Origin of the sequence: Exiguobacterium sp. s64 (assembly GCF_018618035.1) — a bacterium.
GTDB classification, from domain to species: Bacteria; Bacillota; Bacilli; order Exiguobacteriales; family Exiguobacteriaceae; genus Exiguobacterium; species Exiguobacterium mexicanum_A.
The window spans coordinates 254,551-274,616 of the sequence record NZ_JACSLH010000003.1 but is presented as its reverse complement, the minus strand read 5'-3'; the positions used below and the strand labels follow the sequence as shown (position 1 = coordinate 274,616).

16 protein-coding genes are annotated in these 20,066 nt (G+C 44.0%); 5 read left to right on the top strand and 11 right to left on the bottom strand.

Features of this window, described 5'->3' with window-relative positions; translation table 11 throughout:
• Positions 1-165 precede the first annotated feature (165 nt).
• Both KNP64_RS07380 and KNP64_RS07375 read right to left on the bottom strand, forming a co-directional pair.
• Positions 166-1,071 (bottom strand): NAD(P)-dependent oxidoreductase, encoded by a 906-nt coding sequence (locus KNP64_RS07380; RefSeq protein WP_214792412.1) that lies wholly within the window; start codon positions 1,069-1,071, stop codon positions 166-168.
• Positions 1,068-1,637, bottom strand: coding sequence for a hypothetical protein (locus KNP64_RS07375; protein ID WP_214792409.1), 570 nt, complete (start codon positions 1,635-1,637; stop codon positions 1,068-1,070). The genes KNP64_RS07380 and KNP64_RS07375 overlap by 4 nt, the downstream gene beginning before the upstream one ends.
• A 428-nt stretch (positions 1,638-2,065) precedes the next feature.
• Between KNP64_RS07375 and KNP64_RS07370 the strand changes: the two genes are divergently transcribed.
• Entirely contained in the window at positions 2,066-2,713 is a 648-nt protein-coding gene (locus KNP64_RS07370) for an acetyltransferase (RefSeq protein ID WP_214792406.1), read from the top strand.
• A 42-nt stretch (positions 2,714-2,755) separates the two neighbouring features.
• Here KNP64_RS07370 and KNP64_RS07365 read toward each other — a convergent pair whose 3' ends face one another.
• The 4 genes from KNP64_RS07365 to KNP64_RS07350 form a co-directional block, all read right to left on the bottom strand.
• A complete protein-coding gene (locus KNP64_RS07365) occupies positions 2,756-3,211 on the bottom strand; it encodes a hypothetical protein (RefSeq protein WP_214763569.1) in 456 nt (151 codons plus the stop codon).
• Between the two features lie 97 nt (positions 3,212-3,308).
• Positions 3,309-4,169: an IS30 family transposase gene (locus tag KNP64_RS07360; RefSeq protein WP_214792403.1), complete on the bottom strand. Its 861-nt coding sequence runs from the start codon at positions 4,167-4,169 to the stop codon at positions 3,309-3,311.
• Positions 4,170-4,325: 156 nt separating this feature from the next.
• Entirely contained in the window at positions 4,326-5,303 is a 978-nt protein-coding gene (locus tag KNP64_RS07355) for a hypothetical protein (protein WP_214764695.1), read from the bottom strand.
• Positions 5,304-5,384: 81 nt separating this feature from the next.
• Complete coding sequence (locus tag KNP64_RS07350; RefSeq protein ID WP_214764696.1) at positions 5,385-5,681, bottom strand: hypothetical protein; 297 nt, start codon at positions 5,679-5,681, stop codon at positions 5,385-5,387.
• A 453-nt stretch (positions 5,682-6,134) separates the two neighbouring features.
• On the opposite strand from KNP64_RS07350, the gene KNP64_RS07345 reads away from it, so the two are divergent.
• Positions 6,135-7,109: an ankyrin repeat domain-containing protein gene (locus KNP64_RS07345; RefSeq protein WP_214764697.1), complete on the top strand. Its 975-nt coding sequence runs from the start codon at positions 6,135-6,137 to the stop codon at positions 7,107-7,109.
• 119 nt (positions 7,110-7,228) lie between these two features.
• A complete protein-coding gene (locus KNP64_RS07340; RefSeq protein WP_214792400.1) occupies positions 7,229-8,575 on the top strand; it encodes a PDDEXK-like family protein in 1,347 nt (448 codons plus the stop codon).
• A 63-nt stretch (positions 8,576-8,638) separates the two neighbouring features.
• Here KNP64_RS07340 and KNP64_RS07335 read toward each other — a convergent pair whose 3' ends face one another.
• Both KNP64_RS07335 and KNP64_RS07330 read right to left on the bottom strand, forming a co-directional pair.
• The gene (locus KNP64_RS07335; protein WP_214792397.1) at positions 8,639-13,210 is read right to left on the bottom strand and encodes an Ig-like domain-containing protein; all 4,572 of its coding nucleotides are present in this window, start codon (positions 13,208-13,210) and stop codon (positions 8,639-8,641) included.
• Between the two features lie 211 nt (positions 13,211-13,421).
• Positions 13,422-14,393 (bottom strand): aldose epimerase family protein, encoded by a 972-nt coding sequence (locus KNP64_RS07330; RefSeq protein WP_371815306.1) that lies wholly within the window; start codon positions 14,391-14,393, stop codon positions 13,422-13,424.
• 333 nt (positions 14,394-14,726) lie between these two features.
• On the opposite strand from KNP64_RS07330, the gene KNP64_RS07325 reads away from it, so the two are divergent.
• On the top strand, positions 14,727-15,179 hold the full coding sequence (locus tag KNP64_RS07325) for a sigma factor (RefSeq protein WP_214754777.1): 453 nt from the start codon (positions 14,727-14,729) through the stop codon (positions 15,177-15,179).
• A gap of 5 nt (positions 15,180-15,184) precedes the next feature.
• Entirely contained in the window at positions 15,185-16,054 is an 870-nt protein-coding gene (locus KNP64_RS07320) for a tyrosine-type recombinase/integrase (protein ID WP_214792391.1), read from the top strand.
• A gap of 240 nt (positions 16,055-16,294) precedes the next feature.
• Here KNP64_RS07320 and KNP64_RS07315 read toward each other — a convergent pair whose 3' ends face one another.
• From KNP64_RS07315 to KNP64_RS07305, 3 genes are read right to left on the bottom strand one after another with little or no spacing between them, the layout of a single operon-like run.
• Positions 16,295-17,320, bottom strand: a complete 1,026-nt coding sequence (locus KNP64_RS07315; RefSeq protein WP_305794570.1) for a GDP-mannose 4,6-dehydratase — start codon at positions 17,318-17,320, stop codon at positions 16,295-16,297.
• Positions 17,301-18,671: a UDP-glucose dehydrogenase family protein gene (locus KNP64_RS07310; protein ID WP_214792385.1), complete on the bottom strand. Its 1,371-nt coding sequence runs from the start codon at positions 18,669-18,671 to the stop codon at positions 17,301-17,303. Before KNP64_RS07310 ends, KNP64_RS07315 begins: the two co-directional genes overlap by 20 nt.
• Positions 18,672-18,712: 41 nt before the next feature.
• A complete protein-coding gene (locus tag KNP64_RS07305) occupies positions 18,713-20,065 on the bottom strand; it encodes an oligosaccharide flippase family protein (RefSeq protein WP_214792382.1) in 1,353 nt (450 codons plus the stop codon).
• Between the last annotated feature and the right edge of the window lies 1 nt (position 20,066).

Below are 20,066 nucleotides of genomic sequence, written 5' to 3'. Positions count from 1 at the left end.
CCTTCTAGGTTGTCGTTTCATGATGTGAGTGAGAAATGGGGATGATTCTATCCTCGTTGTTCCCGTAAGCTCTTTCTGGTAACTCACAAACGGAATGAGCCGTGGATAATCTTTTCGTGAATTATAAAAAACGAAAAAAGCCGACCCTTCGGTCAGCTTCGCATGTCACTGAAGTTGTTCTTGCCGCAAGTTGCGGAAGATGTTCTCGAACAAACGCTCCTTCACTCGGTCCGACACGTACGAATTGTGCGGGGTGAGCGTCACCCACTCGAAGTTATAGAGCGCGTGATCCGACGGGAGCGGCTCAGTCTCAAAGACGTCCAAGGCGACCCCGAAGAACTTGCCGTCCTCGAGTGCCGCGATGAGCGCCTCTTCATCGATGATCGACCCGCGCGCCACATTCAATAGGACGGCATCTTCCTTCATCGCCGCAATCGCCTCAGCATCGATCACATGATACGTGTCGTCGGTGAGCGGCAAGGCGATGACGACGACGTCGCTCTCTGCCAACACGTCGTGCAACTCATCCATCAACACGTAACGGTCGACGAACGGCACCTGTTTCTCACGATGACCGACACCGATAATCGTCATATCGAACGCACGGAGACGAGTCGCGATTGCCTCCCCGACGTGACCGAGGCCGAGCAAAGCGACGGTCTTCCCAGTCAGTTCACGTAAACGACGTTCCTTCTCCCAATGCCGGTTCGCCTGTTTCTCTCGGAACGCCGCCCCCTGTTTCATAAAGTCAAGCAGCTGCCAGACGACCCATTCGGCCATCGGAACGGCATATGTGTCACCGGCATTGTAGACACGGATGCCTCGATTCTCGAGCTCGTCGAGCGGGAGACGGTCGAGTCCAGCACTGACGGCTTGGACGAACCGTAGCTGTTTAAAATCGTCGACGTGACAATATTGGAACACGTTGTTACAAATCAAGCCCTCGACTTCTGAGACGTCGATGTCTGTGACATCCGCCTCTTCACGGAGCATCGTCACTGTATAGCCAAGTTGTTCAAGTTTTGCGAGTTGTTCAGGAGTCAACCGCACTCCTGTCGACAGCAAATTCAAGATAAGATCCCCTTCCGGTTCTGGATTTCCGTCGCGATGGCATCGACGGTCGAGACGAGGCTCAACCGGTTCAATTCCAACCACTCCGGTGTCGCGTGTTCGAGCTGTTGCTCGTACGCTCTAATTTTCCATACCCCTTCTTGGAACATTTGTGCCTGTTTGGCGTCAAATTTTCCCGTCGACCCGATGTTGCAAAAGCTGCGCGACAAGATGGCGAGCGCCGAGCCGAGCCGGACGTGCTCCCCGAGCACCTTCTCGGCCGGAAGTTTCCCTTCCCCGATGCGGGCGATGCCGCCGAAGCCATACGGGATGCCAACCGCCTGCATTTGACGCGTGACCGTCTCGACCGTCCCGTCGGCGAGCGGCTCGAACAGGAAACTCTGCCCGTAACTCAGATGCAGGTCGTTCAGGCCGATATGGATGTAGTCGATACCCGGTAAGTTGAGCACGTCCGGCATACAGGCGATGGCCTCTTTCGTCTCACACAACAGACAGACATCGGCCCGTTTGTCGACGAGCTCGATGAACGTCGCGACTTCGTCGACCGTCTTATAGTATGGCAACATGACAACATCGGCCCCTCGATTGATGACTTCATTGATCTCATAGCGCGAGCCTTGGAAAATCGACGAACACCCAGTCGACCCCATTTTGTTCCGCGAGCAGCGCGATATCCGGCTGGTTCGTGATATACATCAGTTTCAAAGGCATGGCGAGCACTCCTCCCATCGATAGATTACCTTAGGAAAATAGCCCGTCCGAAAAACAACAAAACGGAAATGCGGATAATCCTTTTGGATTGTAAATGGGAAGTTTACAGATTTTTGAACAAATCTCTTTATAGGAAGTCACACCTCGTCCCTTCGAATATGCTTTGACATCAAATCATGTTCGCAACTTCCTTTTTGTTTTGTTTCAAATGCGGGGAATCGGAAATAACTAACGTACAGAACCATATTTTCGACAGTTTTCGGCAAAAAAGGGGTGACCAATCATGGAATGGATTGTGATATTTGGTGCAGGCGGTCACGCACAAGTCATCATCGATATTCTTGAATTGATGGGGCTCTACCGGATCGCAGGAATTTATGACGACAACCCAGCATTAATCGGGAAGTTCATCGCCGGGTACCCCGTGCTCGGTCTCGTCCATTCCAACGTCGTCGCCCAGAAAGGCATTATCGGAATCGGTGACAACGTCCAACGCGAGTCACTCGCGCGTGCCATCCGCGAACGGACACCAAACTTTGAATTCGTCAACGCCATTCACCCGAGCGCCGTCATCGGCAAGAACGTGACGCTCGGTGAAGGGACGGCCGTCATGGCCGGCAGCGTCATCAATCCGAACGTCGTCATCGGTCCGCACAGCATCATCAACACGATGGCGTCGGTCGATCACGACTGTGTGCTCGAATCATTCGCCTCAATCGCCCCGGGTGCCCATCTCGGCGGCAACGTCCATGTCGGCGCCCGCACGTTCATCGGCATGAGCGCGACGGTCATCCACAATGTCCACATCGGTCACGACACGGTCATCGGTGCCGGGGCCACGGTCGTGAAAGACATCCCGAATCACGTCGTCGCTTATGGCTCACCGGCCAAACCGATCCGGGGGCGGGTCATGAACGAACGATACTTGTGAACACAAAAACGAGGCCACCCCGCGCCGGGTGACCTCGTTTTTTCATTTCAGCTCGCGATGCAGCTCGCGGTCGGTGATATAATCCGGTTCGAGCTTCAAGATGATTCGCTCGAAATAGCGTTGGAGCAGATACATCCCGCCGACGAGAATGGCGAGTGTGAGGAAAACGGACGGTCCCGGTGACCCAAGCTCGTACCATCCCAAAATCGAATAAAGAATCACTAAACCGAACAACGTCATCCAGAACGGCAACCGGACGAGACGTTGATACGTCGCATTATCGTTGAATGAGGCTCGAATCGTGCCGAACCGCCACTCGCGAACGAGGAGCGGAATGACGCCAAGAAAACCGAAACCAAGCAAGAGATATTCAGATTGGTCGACCGTCCGGATCAGTGTCCCGGTGATGATGAACGATGCGACTGCTAAAATGATGGCCCAGCGCTGACTTTGTTTTGCGTAGTCGACGAGGCGGCGGATATGTTGTTCACGTCTCATGATTTGGTCTCCTTTTGTAATGGTTAATCTGTGTACGAATTCTGTTCACGTTTGGTTTCAATTCAAAATGATTCCCATCTATAGAAGTGACGGTTTGTCAAATTAAGCGCAACACTTCCTCCGCGAAGGCCTCGTGTGCGGTCTTCCAGCCGAGACATTTCCTCGGCCGCCCGTTGATCTTGGCGAGCGCGTCCACGATCTCTCCTTGGCCGACCGTCGCGAAGTCCGATCCTTTCGGGAAGAACTCGCGCAGGAGGCCGTTGGCGTTCTCGTGGCAGCTGAACTCCTTGCCCCGGTCCGTCGTCGCCGTCCTGAACGTGCCCTCCGGGAAGGCGGCGTGGACCGTGTGGATCGCCCCCTCCATCGAGGCCGCGCTACGGTCCGCGATCGGCAGGGCGAGGTAGAACCGGCTCTTGCGCTCGACGAACGTCGCGACGCAGGCCTTCGACTTCCCTCGTCCGGAGACGACGGTGTCGAGCTCCCAGTGCCCGAACGTTTGGCGCCCCCTGACCTCCGAAGGCCGTTTCGAGATGGACAGCCCGACGTTGAACCTCCCGCGTGTCTCCACCGGTTTCCGGCGCTTGCCTTTCTGGCGGAGCGCGGTCGTCGGCACGTCGATCAGCCCCGAGTAGATCCAGCGATAGATGGTCGAGAAGGCGATCCTTCCGTCGAAGAGCCGCCCCACGATCTGTTCCGGGGACCAGGTCGCTCGCAGCTTCCTGATGATCGTCCGACGCATCGTTTCGTCGAGCTTCGTCTTGGCGCCGCAGTTCGCTTTCGCCCTCACGTAGCGTTCCTGTGCACGTTCCGACTTGTACCCGGGGTTCCTCCTGATCTCCCGCGAGACGGTCGAGGGCTGTCGCCCGAGCCGTCTCGCGATGGACCGGATGGACATCCCGAGCTCCAGATAGGTCTCTATTTTCACGCGTTCGGCTGTGGTAAGATGGGTGTAGCTCATAGCGATTCCTCTGTCTGAATGTTTGTGTGGTAACTTCATTCTACACGAGGCCGTCGCTATGGACTTTTTTGCGTTCACGTTCAGGTGTTGCACTTAATTTTATAATTCATCAAAAACAAAAGACCAACTTCTAAAGTTGGTCTGAGCAACACGTATTTAAATATCCTTGAACAAAGGAGAAAGTTCTTCTTCATACAAATCTCTCAATCCATCACGTCCAAGACAATTGCTACGGTAATCGAAGAATAAGCTTAACAGAATGGTAAGTTCTCGATTCCCCACGTAAACTACCGCCTTTTTGTAACGCTTCCCATTCGATAGAGTTTTTTCTTCAAACGTGATTCCCTCGTCAGCAAATATCAATTTGAATAAGTTTTCTTTCGCATCGGGATCTCCAGACGCGACAATCACCGGGAAATCAAATTGCTCAATGACTCGCTTCAAGAGTTTCGTCCTTGCGACGACCATTTTACCGTACTCATTCAAACCATCTAGATTATCTGTCTCAATGGCAGACTGGATTTTTTTCAAATATCGTTTTCCAGGTTTAAATGCTTTTAAATACTCATTTTGATCCAATTGATAAGGCCAAGTATTTTCATCCTGACGAGGGAGCGGTCTCCAGTCCATTAGCGCAGCTTTTATTTTATGGTCTTTATCATATAAGGTTTGAATACGTTCATATTTTTCTTTCCACTTGTTCGTTGTCTCTTCGTCCTTTTTCCCGTCCTTTAAAGCGAACCAATCGTATTCCGGTTGCTCTAATGCCAGAAGTAAGCGAGCTTGAAAATCTAACATAGTTGAACGCGGATTACCTTCTTTTTTATTGTGTGGCGCCAATCCTTTTTCAGCACGAATTTCATTCGTGACTTCTCCAAGTAACTTGTATCCTGTATGACCACTTTCATCCCAATAACCATTTTCCCAACCTTCACCTAACCAAGTATCTGAATTTTTACCATACACTCGTGTTCGAGCGCGCACCGCTTCAATCGGGTAGCCACCAAGACCTTCTTCGTTTCCAAAAAATACGATATCAGCTTCTCGAAAGGCGCCGTAACCAAACCATTTCTCTAATCGTTTCATTTCTTCTTCTGATAGATGAAACTGGTCGTTTTCAAAATTTGTTGTCATTGTTTGGCCTCTTTTCATTGGGATGGGATAGCAATTGATAAAAACTTAGGACTCAGTGTACTTAGTTGTCAACAAATCACATCACATTTTTTGTTCGATGCGCTTTAGCACTGCTAGAATCTCTTCTAAAATCTCCCGATCGCTTTTTGTGTCTTCTTGATCGACGTATCTTGGCAGGACACTTTCCATCGCCACTTCCCATGTCGACCGATTCTCATCTCGATAATCACTCACAGCTTTAAAAATTTCCAAGTATTCATCGGATAGTTGTTGACGACTTCCAATGAGCCCTAAATCCCGTAAGCATTTCTTAAAGAATCGAACATTACCTGGCTTGTCTCCTACCTTCTCTGCAAAATCTTGATCTGAATAATACATATACATCCCTCCAAATGATGAGCATAACTTGCTCTTGGTAATACAATAGTACTTCATTTGAAATTTGTAAAGTATTTATTTGATCTTATTAAAGAATTCAAAAGTAGTCCTAATTCAAAATAGCTTTCGAACTGAAATGGATATTAAAAGAAAAATAAGAACAATTAATTACAAAACAATTATATAATAACTATATAATGGAATCTACACTATTTTAATAAGGTGGGATACGTATTGACGACATGGAGCAAAGACCAACCAGTGTGCGCAAGTTGTCGCTATTGGGGCGGCCAACGCAACGTAGACTTTACCGCCAGTTTTTTCGAAACCAAGGAAGCGACCGGAAGATGTAACGGCCCGTATAGCGGTAGCATGAGTGGTCTCGATACTTTCGAAGGAGCATCTTGTCTAAAATGGGAAACCGTACGAACATCATGAAACGGAGGCTGGTACATGTATAAATTGTTAAAAAAAGCGATTTCATCTAAAAATGAAGCGCTGACCATCAGACTATTCGAGTCGATTGAGTTAGACGATTTCCACACTAAGCAATTACTTCGTCTTGCTTTACAACATAATCCAAAACTCGCCCCATTATTTTTATCATATGAAGATATCTGTGATTTTCAAATATGTGCCGAATCCGGGCATCTCGATTTGGTCGAAACGTTCTTCGCAAAGGGGCTGAATGCGAACAGTACTACCAAAACTGGACAAACGATTTTAACCGAATTGGTGTTTCGGAATAATACTCCTCTTGACGTCATCCAATCCTTGCTCAATCACGGCGCAGAAGTTGAACGTATCGGTCGCTGGGGAGAAACGTCGCTCCATTTCGCAGTGAGTTCTAATCAACTTGAACCCGCTCGACTTATGATTGAACATCTGCGTCGATTAAATCCTCATTACACGCTGCCAGATGATTTGCTAGACTTCTTGCCAAATCGATTGCGTCCTGAAACCGTCGATTTCGTCATCGAACAAGGGGGGCGTGTCTCTCACAAAGCAATATATCTTTGCATTTTTGATGAGAACGAAATGACACTCCAACGCATGCTGCGTTATCCGGTAGCGCCTTTCAGACTACATGAGCCATTTAATTTTTTGGCACTCTCGCTTCATCGTGGTCGCCCTTCAATTTTTAAACGGAAGTTTTTAGAATGCCTCCCAGTCCAAAGAGATGAACGAACATCATTTTGCGCCGGTTTAGCAATGGTCATGATCGAATCAGGTTATTTGAACCTTTTGCCACTCATGCTCGAACAAGGCATCGAAATAAATTATGTGACTCCGAACGAAGCGGTGACACTTGTGGATGTCTGTCTTGGCAAAAATGAAAAAGGCTGGGCCCAACGTTTTCGCGATATGGGTGGGAAAACGTATCGAGAACTCCATCCCCCAGAGATTGTTCCGTTTCCAAACAAATAGACGGAATCCGCCCTTTACTCTTCATCCAATCATTTTTTATAACCAGGTTAAATATTCTCCATCCTCATCATGATTTTTTATAGTTTACTAATCTTATCAACTATCCTTAGGAGGTCCCTATGCCCTACTCACTCGACACCATCTTACAACTCGAAAATTCGACGGATTTCAACCGCCTTCATCAACAGTTCCATCAATTTAACCCTCTCAAAGTACTACGTGTTGACCAATATGAGATCCGCCACTCGAACGTCCTCGCTTGGCTGTTCGACCCGAATGAGAATCATCGACTGGGAAGTTTTTTCTTACGTAAAGTACTGATGAACCTCGTGACGAAAGCGGATAATGAAGATAAAATCAACGGCTTTGATTACTTGTCATTCCTTCATACGTCGCTCTCTGACGTCGTCGTTCATCGAGAGTGGTCGACAAATGGGCATGGTTCGATTGATTTATTAATCGAAATTCCTTCGTTAAAGACAATCTTGCTCATTGAAAACAAATTTCATTCAGCTGAATCCGAAGGGCAATTAGATCGCTATTTGACAAGTGTGACAACTCGTTATTCAGAGTGGAAAGTACTGCCTGTCTTCTTGACGCTATCAGGCGAACCACCATCTCACGACGCTTATTGGATGTTGGCCTATGAAGATGTTCTACAAATCATCCTACAAGAACTCGATTTGAATAAAGAAACGATTGCCGACAGCATTTATGACTTCTTGAATTACTATGTAGCATTACTAGAAGAACAATTAGTTGAGGATGAAAACACGATGCAGATGGCGATGAGGCTGTACCAAAACTATGCCTCAGCCATTCATTTGATTTATGCCAATGCCTATCAAAATACCAATCGCCAAAAACAAATCGAGCTTCGTGAGGCTGTAGCTGTGCTACAAGAGTTATCCTCGACCGAGCGAGAACATTTGACGAAATTCTATGCAAAGAAAAGCAAAACAATTGATTACATCTTTAAAATGGGTAGCAATATTCTTTATCAATCATTCTTGTCATTTGCAGAGAAGCAAAAGCTACCGAATCACCTATATCGACCGCATGCCAAAGTCCCGAATTTTATTTCTCCACAATGGGAACCATACTTAGAGAACATGGAGAAACTTGGTAGTAGCTACTGGATCGGTTATGGAATGATTATCTGGTTCTCACGAGAATGGAACCAGGATTTAAAAATCCACGTCGAGGTCGGTCCGATCAATTATACTGACCGGTTGAAATTGTTGGAGGTGTTACGAGACCAAGGAATCTCATTCCGCCCATCGGGTATGCTCGAAGGTAAAAAATACACAAAAATCTATGTCGCAACCACTCCAGTCTCGGATTGGACGGATACAGCCTGCGTAGAGCGTGCGATGGCATCACTCGTGACATCTTCTGGTTATAAAGAACTTGAGACCAAAGTGTTGAATGTATTGAGTTCGCTCTATACAACAGTCACGCCGTAAAAAAACACCTGAAGCTTTGGCTAAACGAATAGCCAAGCCTTCAGGTGTTTTATTGTAACTGCATCACTTCACTACTTTAGTTACTTTCTTTAATTCCAGATATCCGGTTTGCTTCATCTTCACAGTCACCGTAACCCCAGCTTTTTGACGTGGAATCGTCAGCTTGTAGTAGCCTTTCGAATCCACTTTTGCGGTCTTACTGATAGCTTTCGTTCCGACAAACGCTTGAACCGTCGCAGCTTTATTGCCTTTACCCGTTACCGAGGTAGCGCTCGATTTCAACGTGTTAACAGTGAACGTCGCGAACGTATTCAATACTTTGAACGAAGCAGCCGTCGATAGGTTTCCTGCCGCATCTTTCGCTCGGACCGTCACCGTCGCTCCTGCTTTCGTCGTTTTCAAGCTGTAACTGTATGTGCCGGCAGTCGATGCTCTCGTTGTATACGTCCGTCCGTTGTACGTGATGGACACCGTCGACCCCTTCTCAGCTTTACCGGTTACTTTCGTCGATTTGTTCGTCAACGTCGAGATGCTTGGTTTCGACGGTGCTATTTTATCGATGGTGAACGTCAAAGCAGTTATATTTCCCGCTTGGTCTGTGACACGAAGTGTATAAGCCCCTGAATTCTTCACTGGCCAACTGTTACGAATACGTTTGCCATTCAACGTCGCAGTTCCTTCGTTGTATTGAATCGTTACGGATTGATTTGTTACTTGGCGACTCTTGACACCTGAGATGACAGGAGCGGTGCGGTCGATGGTGAATACGCGCACCGTCTCGTTCCCGAATTCATCAGTCAAACGAAGCGTATACTTACCAGGTTGATTGATCAGTTTGCCCGACTTGTAGGGCACGTCATTTAATGTCGCCGTCCCTTCATCGAATCGTAGAGCGATGCTACGATAATACGACTTGCCGGTCGTAAACCCAGTTAAGGCAGGAGAAGTGCTATCGATTGTGAAACGAATAGTCGTTTCATTCCCGGCCTCATCCGTCACGAGGAGGACGTACGCTCCTGATTGATTAATCACAGTCCCAGATCTGAATGGCACGCCATTTAACACTGCAGTTCCTTCACTAAACAGTGGCGTCACACGTTGATACGTTTTACCTGATTCCACTCCCGTGACGGTAACAGGTTTCTGATCGACTTTAAATCGAATCGTCGTTTTGTTTCCAGCGCGGTCAGATACGATTAATTCGTACTCCCCGTCCGTCGAAATCGGCGTCCCTGAAACATACGGTTTCCCGTTCAACGTGCCAGTCTCTTCTACAAATACAGGCGTCACAGATTGACGATACGCTTTTGCTTCAACACCCGTCACAACTGGGGGGAGTTGGTCTAATCCAAACATAACAATCGTTTCGTTACCAGCCGAGTCTTTGACTTTTAACTCATAAGCCCCGTCTTTATCAACCGTGTAATTTTTCGCAATCGTTTTTCCATTCAATGTCGCCGAGCCTTCATTAAACGAAATGACTACAGGTTTTGTATATTGTGTGTTCGTCTGCACTCCCGTGACGACTGGAGCCGTCAAATCGATAATGAACGGCGTGACTGTCGTATTTCCAGCTTTATCTTCTACAGACAGTTCATACGAGCCTTCCGCTTGAACTGCGGTTCCGCTCGTGAACAACTTACCGTTCAATTTGCCGACGCCTTCTGTGAATGTCGGAGTCACTGTTCGATTATAACGTTTCCCACTCTCAACCCCACTCACGATTGGGGCAATTGAGTCCACTTCAAATGATAACTTCGTCACGTTACCCGCACGGTCAGTCACCACTAAGTCATACTTCCCATCTTTCGTCACTTCATGGTTCGTTTGAATCTGTGTACCGTTCAGTTTTGCAACTCCATCTGAAAAGTAAATGACAGTTGCTTGATAACTTTCCCCTGATACCACACCTGTAACTGTTGGCGCTGTTGAATCTATTTCAAATTTATATGTCGTGACATTCTTAGCCAAATCCCGGACAACTAATTCGTACATTCCATCAGTTTTAATAATAGTTCCACTAGTAAAAGAGTTACCATTTAATTCAGCTGTACCTTCATTAAAATAAGGAGTCACTGATTGAGTGTAAATTCTCCCATTCTCAATATTAGAAATAGTGGGAGCAGTATAATCAATACTGAAATTAACTACATTCACGTTTCCAGCACGATCGATAACCTTCAACACATATTTACCTTCTTGCTCAACTTTTGTGTTCGAATTGTATAATTCACCATTTAAAGTAGCGGTACCCTCATAAAACGCGGGATATACCGCTGAAGAGTAGGATTTTTTATCATATACATTATCAACCCGTGGTGCTGTTTTATCGATGGTAAAGTTTAAAAACACCCAGGTGTTATCAGGTTGAATCCCATATAACTCATAAAGCCCTTCTTCACTAAACGTTGTGCCAGAAGGAACAAAGATATCTCTGCCTCTATATAATTTTCCCTTGTTATAAGTGATTGTAATATCATGTTTGTAGAATTGGTTATGTTCGGCACCTTCTACAACAATAGGTAAGTCATCATTCACATCGATTGTATAGGATTCGCTAGTGAATTCTTCATCAGTTGCAAAAACTTGAAACTGTTTTGACTTTGTTAAGTCGAGTCCTTCAATCAAGAAACGACCTTCAGAATTGATAGTCGTTGTATAGTTTTTTTCGTCGATTTCAACTTGAATTTTAAGTCCTGGACTCCCGCTACCTCGGATAAAGGATTCAGAGGCCTTAGAGCTATAAACAGAGAACACACGATATTTCTTTTCTTCCACATCTGATTCAATACCTGCCGGGTCAACACTATAGTATTTTATGTTTACATCATTATTTAACACAAAATTAGTAGGAAAAGTTGTGTATAAATCGCTCGGCCCTGCTCCAGGAGACAAATTATAATAAACTGCGCCTTCTCTTGTTGAAACAATATTTAAACTTGTTCCTGCCAAATAGATTCCTGAATCTTTTGAAGCTGTAACAACAGGTTTTTGTTTATCATATACTTTTAAACTAGTCGAGTATGTTAAACCATTTTTAGCTGTAACACTAACGTCTGCGGTTGTCTTTTCGTTCATCGGAACATTTAGTATCTTGAAACGACCAGTTGTATCTAGTTCAGCCTCTACTCCATTAATACTGATTTTATTCGACAAAGGTAATGTCAAACCAATAATATCGAATGTTTTATCTTCATTCTCAACTAAAGCACCACCCGTATTAATAGGCAACGTAAAATGACTCAGATTGGATACATGAGTGTTGAATAAATAGTTGTTTCCTGAAATTTGAATATCACCATCGTAAATAGGCGTAGTATGGCCTAATGTCATGCGATTTCCGTAGACAGTTCCATCTACGAAAAGTCCGCCGTATGTCCGTAAGGCTCCCAAGACATACAAATTTTTTGTCATAGTTACACTTGGAAATGTAGAAAGGATTGCTCCAGGCATAACAAATACGTCTTGGTTAATGCGCTGGCTAGATAAAGTTTCATTGCTTTGAATTACACGCACTCCTAGGTCCCCAATGTATGGTTCGATGTAAATGGAATCTTTTATATCAGAAATAACTGTTATATTTTGATTACGGTCAGTAATTTCAACTTTAATCACGTCCCAAAAACCACTTCTTATTTTAGAGTCATACTCTAGAGAAAAAAGTAAAGGTATACTCATTTCAATTGCCGAGCTATACGGATGATTAAATGTCTGTGGGTCCGATGAAAGTTCAATTTCTCTCCCTGTTCTTCTATGCTTTATGATTGCTTTTACTTCAGACAAATATGAGTTATCCTTTGCATTCACCGTATATATCTGGGTGTCTTTTTCAAAATAAGAAGATATATATTGGGGATTTTCTTTGTCGTCTGTTAAATTTAAGACCTTTAATGAGTTGTTTCCCGTGTATGGTCCATACGAAGTATTTAGGTTACCAGCAACATCGCTCAGTTCGATTCGATTGATCACCCATTCTCCAAACGAAGCATCGTACCAGTCCCAACCGTCACCCGATCCTATATATACGTTTTCATTTTCATAATTTGAAAGATAAACTGTTTTCTCTTGTCCACTTTTTACATGTTTCATATAAAGAGTACCGTATCTACTAGGTTTACCCTCATCTTCAAACTTAACCGTGAAATACAAATCTTCGAAGCCTCCGGCATAGATAGATGACCTTGAAATATCAACCTCGATAACAACCGGCCCTTCGTTATCAACATATAGTTCAAAATTGGAATTATGATTCTCTAAATTAATTTTCGAACCGTTTCCGTATCGGTCATATAGTGTAGTGCTTATGATTTTGTATGTACCGAACTCCGCGTATTCCCAAGTTTCAGACAAATTGAATGTGTAAATATAGTAATCATCATTTAAAGATAGCTGTATTGTTTTTCTATCTCCTCCTGGTGTAAGGATTTCAAGTGATCCCGTCGACGCCATCCCATCTCGATCACTTGCAAACATTTTTAAACTCACTTTTTGTCCACGTGTAACTCGTTCATTGTCCAATTCAATCTTTAAAATTTCAGGACCAACACCATCATCTGCCCGAACCATTGTTGGACTAACAGAAAGCGACGCAAAAATGATTAAGCTAACTAATACATATGTATAAAATTTCTTCATGACGTTCCCCTTCTTTTCCAATTAATTCGTTAAGTTTCCTAAATTAGTTTACTCCCAATTTATTTGATTCACCTAAAAATAAAATAGGTAATATTGACTATGATTTTTAACTCACATACAAACTAAGAATCCTTAAGTAAGACAATAAAAATTCCATACAAAAAAACCTTAGTATCGGCTTTTAAAACAGCCATACTAAGGTTCTTTTTAATCACTCCACCCCAAACCGATAAACCGTCCTCGAGTGATACAACTCCTCTGGTTTCAGTTCAATCGATGTGGCGATGTCTGGATGGTTTGGTGCGTCCGGGAACGCTTGGGCTTCTAAACAAATCGCACTATGCTTCTGCCGTCCCTCGAGCGTGACCGGCGTCTCTTCACTGAGGAAGTTCGCCGTATAGACGACCATGACCGGCTGATTCGTCTCGACGTCCATGACGCGCCCGCTCACCGGGTCGTGTAGCCGGGGCACCCCGTCCTTCAAGATAAACGGGTGATCAAGTCCTCCAGCTTTTACAATCGCTTCGTCCTCCGACGAAATCGCCTCACCGACTCGCTTCCCATCACGGAAATCGAACGGTGTCGCCTCCACTTCGAGCAACTCTCCCGTAGGCAGCGACTCGGAATCGAGCTTCGCCACGTAATCGGACGGCAGTGTCAGCACATGATCATGAATCGTCGGTCGTCCGCCGAGATTGAAATAGTTATGATGGTTCAAGTTGACCCACGTCCGTTCGTCCGTTTGGGCCGTCATCGTAACGACGAGCTCGTTGTCGTCCGTCAACTCATAGACGACTTTGAACGTGACGTTGCCGGGATACCCTTCTTCCCCATCCGGGCTTACATAAGTAAACGTCATCGCCTGTCCCTCGACGTCCATGTCCCAATGCCGGGCCGTGATGCCTTCGTCTCCGCCGTGGATATGATGCGGGGCCTCGCTTGGGGTCAAGGCCACACCATCAATCTCCGCGTTGCGAATCCGTCCGGCGATCCGTCCGACGACAGAACCGAGATAAACCGGGTTCTCCAGGTATTGCTCGGGACTGCCATATTTCAAAATGACGGAGTCCATATTCCCGTCACGGTCCGGTGCCGTCAAATCGGTCATGGCACATCCGTATGAAATAGCAGACAAACGCATGCCGTTCTTGTTTTCAATCGTTGCTTTTCTCAACTGGCTCACCTACTTCGATTCGTTTACCTGTTCATTCCCGTAGTCGTCGTCCCGTACTCCACTTTATCGACGTGACTCAAAAATGAGTTCATGAAGACGATGAAACTCGTGAATCCCCTTATTCTCGCCCACACATTTTCACGTTCGCCGGATATTCATCGATATTCGAGATGGACTAGCGCCCTTATCGCACGTAAGCCTAGGGCTTAATTGAAATATCGGCTTACAATAACGAATGGAGTCGGAAGGCGAACGTACAGCAACAACCAATCGTCGAATATCGATGACTATACTCGAATTAACCTAGGAAAATCAACAGAGCGCTCGGAAATGAATTGCCACATGAATCAAATAGATGATCAAATCCACGAATGGGAACCGATGATTCACTATGTCATCCGCCACCTATCGATTCATCCGAACGAGCAGGAAGACTGCGCCCAAATCGCAAGGATCGCCTTATGGGAAGCGTTGAATCGCGGCTGCACGCTGTCCAAGACGTATTGCTTCCAGCGGATACGGGGCGCCATCTTGAATCACCAGCAAAAGAATGCCAGACATTTAAAGCATGAGGTCGCCGCTGAACGAATCCCAGAACAATGCATGACGTCCGAGCGTAATCTCTTTGACTGGCTGGATGAACAGCGGTTGTTGCTGTCGCCCCGCCATTTCGAACTCCTCTGCCACTTGATCGATGGGACCGAACAGACGCTGTCTTATTCGCCGAGTCGTTTACGGGCATATAAGGCCGACGTCCAACGCGAACTGAAAGAGGCAATCAACTTGAAGGAGTGAATGACATGAAACACGTATTACTGACTGACGCGATTGACCTGTACTTGACAGACATGAGAGAACGAAAAGAAGCCCCCGAGACGACGCTGAAAAGCACGCGCAATTCATTACTGCGCTTCGCGCGCTATGCAACCGAGCACTGTGTGGTTCACATCCAAGACATCACTGAGACGAACCATGCGATCCCGTATAAGAAACACATCAGCGGAATGGCCGACAATACGGTGAAATCCTATATCATGCGCATCCGCGGACTGTTCGCGTTTGCCATCGAGCAGCAGTGGATGCAACATAATCCGTTCGGCCGCATCGTCACACGAGAGGGTGTCAGCGAACCACCAACGATCATCACCCGCGACCAATTGAACACGGTGCTGTACCATGCCCGCAATTACACGCTCTATACGATTTATCTCGTCGGAGGGGATGCCGGATTACGAATCAGTGAGATTCTGAATTTAGAGATCAATCATATCAATTTTGAGGAGCGCTTGTTGACGGTTCAAAAAGGAAAAGGTGATAAAACCCGCCATGTCCCGATGACACCACGACTCACCAACGAATTGAAGAAGTATATCGTCACGCACCGACCGAACGTCGGGAAATCGAACCATATTTTCTTGATGCCGACCGGACGTGTCGTCCAACCCGGTTTTGTGAACAATGATTTGAAGCAAATCGCGCAAGAACAGTTCGGCGTGAAGCTGACGAGTCATATGTTACGTCACAGTTTTGCGACGACACTGTACAATAAGAGTCAAAATATTCTAGGTGTATCCGAACTCCTGGGACATAAATCAATCAATACGACTGAGCGCTACCTTCATGTGTCTAGAGAACAAAGCCGTAAGTTGATTGACAGTTTGAATGAATAAGTAAAGGACTGGTCGAGGCGTGAGTAAGCGATTATTCATGTCTCGTTTTTCTAGAAATGCAGCGATGACGAACAAGTTAAATGATATCTCTTCCTTATTAGTTGAAAGATCCAATTATGAACCTCTCAAAGAATAATTGAAATTAACCAACTTATTAAGCTAGTAGACTATACCATTAAGTTTTTAAAGATAGCATGAGGTCCACGACCTCATGCTATTTCTACCAAAAAATGATTGGAATTACTTCTTACCGTAGTAATTGACATACCAATTAGCAAACTGTTGTAACCCTTCTTGAATCGTCGTCTTAGGTTTAAATCCTACAGCATTTTGAAGTGCATCTGTTGACGCGTAAGTAGCTGGGACATCCCCTGGCTTGATTGGCTCATACTCTTTATTGAATTCGACGGGGCGGCCAAGAGCATTCCCTAATGCAATTTCAAGCGAAGTAATAAACGTCATCAACTTTTCAGGATTATTGTTCCCGATGTTGAATACTTCGTGCTGAACGCTCCCAGATGGAGGGGTTTGAAGCAAACGCTTGATTCCTTCTACGATGTCATCGATATAAGTAAAATCGCGATACAAGTCATTCTCGAAATCACCGTTATTAAAGATTTTTATCGCCTCATTGTTAAAGTATCGATCCGCAAAACCAAAATAAGCCATATCTGGACGTCCTAATGGACCGTAGACGGTGAAAAAACGTAACCCTGTTGCCGGAATTTTGTAGAGGTGGCTATACGTATGAGCCATTAGCTCGTTAGATTTTTTAGTGGCAGCGTATAGAGATACTGGATGATCCACAAAATCAGTCTCTTCGAACGGCACCTTCTTATTCGAACCATAAACAGAACTCGAAGAAGCATAGACTAAATGCTCCACCGGATATTGACGACATGCTTCTAATACGTTATAGAATCCAATGACATTACTCTGCATGTACGCATCCGGGTTTTCAATCGAATAACGTACCCCAGCTTGAGCCGCTAAGTTCGCCACAAACGCTGGGCGATATTCCTCGAACAATTCAAGCATGAAATCTTTATCCGAGATATCACCTTTAATGAATGTGAACTTCGAGTAAGGTTTCAATCGGTTCAAACGCTCATGCTTCAGATTGACGTCGTAATAGTCATTGAGGTTATCTAATCCAATGACAGTACAGCCATTATCAAGTAAGTGTTTTGATAAAAAATACCCAACGAATCCAGCTACCCCAGTCACTAAATACGTTTTAGTTGTATCAAGAGTTGTGTAGTTCAACATTCTTCAACTCCTTAGTTGTTTCTCGTAGGACTGGACGTCTTCCGACTGAATGATACTCGACATCTGCCGACTCCATGTCTTCAGTAGCATAAATGTTTCGTCCGTCGTACACTAACGGCGTTCTCATCAAGGTTTTATAAGCAGCAGGTTCAATTGCTTTAACTTCTCCCCACTCAGTGAAGATGAAGCACACGTTAGCATTTTCTAGAGCGTCTTCAACGTTAGCTACATACGTGATGCTGCCTCTACCATGCTTACCTTCAGGATGAACCTGAGCAAAGTTATCTGCACCAACAGGATCGAAGGCAAAAATCTGAGCTCCTTGCTCTAGTAGTAACGGTACATTTTCTAAAGAGGCTGCTTCGCGCAAGTCATCGGTACCTGGCTTGAATGTTAAGCCTAGAACTGCAACTTTAAGGCCATTGAAAGTGATTAGGCGCTTACTAGCTTTTTTGTATAGCAATGTTTTCTGTTCCGTGTTTACATCAATCGCAGCTTTAACGGTTTTGAGTTCGTAGTTATTCTGTTTAGCGATATACTCAAGGGCCTTCGTGTCTTTCGGGAAACAAGACCCTCCGTATCCGATACCCGCATTCAAAAACTTACTGCCAATGCGATCATCGAAGCTCATTCCTTTAGCTACGTCTTGAACGTCAGCTCCAACTAATTCGCACAAGTTCGCAATATCATTCATATACGAAATTTTTAAAGCTAAAAAATCGTTTGATGCATACTTAATCATTTCAGCAGAACGACGATTGACCGAAACGATAGGTAAATTAAATGGCTCATAGATTTTCTTGAGTAAGTTTTCAGCCCACTCGCTTTCAGTGCCGATAACGATTCGATCAGCATAAAGTGTATCTCGAACTGCAGATCCTTGAGCTAAAAACTCAGGGTTCGAAGCAACTTCAACCTTCACATCATGTATAAGAAAGTCTTGAATGAATTGTTCCACTTTGTCATTCGTACCGACTGGAACCGTTGACTTAACAACTACAAGGCAGTCTTTTTCAACTGACTCTGCAATTTGTCTTGCAACAGTTGCAATATGTGAAAGATTAGCTGATCCGTCTGGTTGTTCTGGTGTTCCTACACCTATAAATATTGCATCAGCATCTTTGTAAGCTGCTGCGTAATCTGTTGTGTAATCTATCAAACCGTTAGAGTAATTTTTTTGCATCAATTCTTCTAGTCCATCTTCATAGATTGGAGAAACTCCCGATTTCATCATTGCCACTTTTTCATCATCAATATCAACACAAGTTACGTGATGATTCATTTCTGAAAAACATACGCCTGCTACTAGACCGACATACCCGGTACCCGCAACTGCTATTTTGTACATTTTACTGTCTCCTTAAATTAAATTTCATATTCATTAACTTATTATATATTGATAATAATAATTACCTCTTTAAAAACCACTGCCAAAATCCCTATCATTACAGTACTTTTAAACATACTCACCTGATAATTTTTATTTAAACAGTCCATTTCTTTGAATAGAGTGTAAAAATAAACTTGTTGTATTAAAATAAATAAAATGGTGGAAATAGTTAAAGCTATATAAATACTGTCGAAGAAGAAACTCCCAATTAAAACCGAGATAACTAAACTCAAAATATGCACAAAACTAACAATCATTGCATTTTTTTGTTTATTCAAAACAATTGATAATCCCTGCATTGTACTTTGTAAGAACATGAAAAAGTATTGTAATGATAAAATTTGTACAAGTTCTCCTGTTACTCTCCACTTTTCTCCAAAGATAAGTACAGTTAATTCATCACCCAAACCCATTAATAGTGCAATAGGAAGTATTGAAAGTTTCATTCCTCTTACTAAGTTCACAAAAACATATTTTCCTAATTCTTCGTTTCTTCGTTTCATATCTGAGACGGTTTTAAAGAAGACTCTTCCTATAGATTTTGCCAACAGCGTAAGAGGCATTTGAAGAATTCTCATAGTAAGAGAATAGTATCCTAACATTTGAGTCCCAAAAAAAACGTTAATCATTAAAACCATGGTCTGTGATTTTACATTATTTAAAAAATTTGTAGGCATTTGAAATGATGTATATTTTTTATTCTTATTTATCACTAATAAGATTTTCCTATAATCAAAAATTAACAGACCTTTAGGTAATTGTTTCTTCATATTTATCAGAGTCACTAGTTGACCCATCAAATAACCTATGAAATATCCATATTGAATATATCCTAGGGAACCCAATATTAATGCAAAAGAATTTGTAACTATAGCGTTTACAATTGGATTTTTCATTAAAACACCGTATTCACCAGTTCGGTTTAACCAGGTGTAACAAATTTGAATTTGTTGTGAAAAAAATGAATATGCAGATAATATTAAAAAAAATAAAATTGGACTTAATTCCAAAATTAGATTCGGAAAAATTACTAATAAAAGTGCTAGTAAACCAGACAAAAAAAAGGTTAAGAAAACAGATATTGTCGAAATCACTTTATAGTTATCAGAAATTGTACTTTCTTTATCTTCCATCATAGAATATGACATTCCTAAATCCGTAAAAGAAGTCATAATCATAGAAATCGCCATCACTAAAGCCCAAATACCAAATGTTTCTACACCATATATTCTTGTAAGAAAAGGTAATGAAAGGAGCGTAATCAATTGACCAATAATAGTACCTGTAGACAACTTAGCAACATTCAATTTATTTAATGATATTTTTTTCAAAAATTTCTTATTAAAGTACATT

Excerpts from the sequence above, each read along its gene's own strand:
- KNP64_RS07375 (WP_214792409.1), bottom strand. The coding sequence starts at position 1,637 with ATGTTGCCATACTATAAGACGGTCGACGAAGTCGCGACGTTCATCGAG.
- KNP64_RS07370 (WP_214792406.1), top strand. The coding sequence starts at position 2,066 with ATGGAATGGATTGTGATATTTGGTGCAGGCGGTCACGCACAAGTCATC.
- KNP64_RS07365 (WP_214763569.1), bottom strand. The coding sequence starts at position 3,211 with ATGAGACGTGAACAACATATCCGCCGCCTCGTCGACTACGCAAAACAA.
- KNP64_RS07360 (WP_214792403.1), bottom strand. The coding sequence starts at position 4,169 with ATGAGCTACACCCATCTTACCACAGCCGAACGCGTGAAAATAGAGACC.
- KNP64_RS07355 (WP_214764695.1), bottom strand. The coding sequence starts at position 5,303 with ATGACAACAAATTTTGAAAACGACCAGTTTCATCTATCAGAAGAAGAA.
- KNP64_RS07350 (WP_214764696.1), bottom strand. The coding sequence starts at position 5,681 with ATGTATTATTCAGATCAAGATTTTGCAGAGAAGGTAGGAGACAAGCCA.
- KNP64_RS07345 (WP_214764697.1), top strand. The coding sequence starts at position 6,135 with ATGTATAAATTGTTAAAAAAAGCGATTTCATCTAAAAATGAAGCGCTG.
- KNP64_RS07340 (WP_214792400.1), top strand. The coding sequence starts at position 7,229 with ATGCCCTACTCACTCGACACCATCTTACAACTCGAAAATTCGACGGAT.
- KNP64_RS07335 (WP_214792397.1), bottom strand. The coding sequence starts at position 13,210 with ATGAAGAAATTTTATACATATGTATTAGTTAGCTTAATCATTTTTGCG.
- KNP64_RS07325 (WP_214754777.1), top strand. The coding sequence starts at position 14,727 with ATGAATCAAATAGATGATCAAATCCACGAATGGGAACCGATGATTCAC.
- KNP64_RS07320 (WP_214792391.1), top strand. The coding sequence starts at position 15,185 with ATGAAACACGTATTACTGACTGACGCGATTGACCTGTACTTGACAGAC.
- KNP64_RS07310 (WP_214792385.1), bottom strand. The coding sequence starts at position 18,671 with ATGTACAAAATAGCAGTTGCGGGTACCGGGTATGTCGGTCTAGTAGCA.
- KNP64_RS07305 (WP_214792382.1), bottom strand. The coding sequence starts at position 20,065 with ATGTACTTTAATAAGAAATTTTTGAAAAAAATATCATTAAATAAATTG.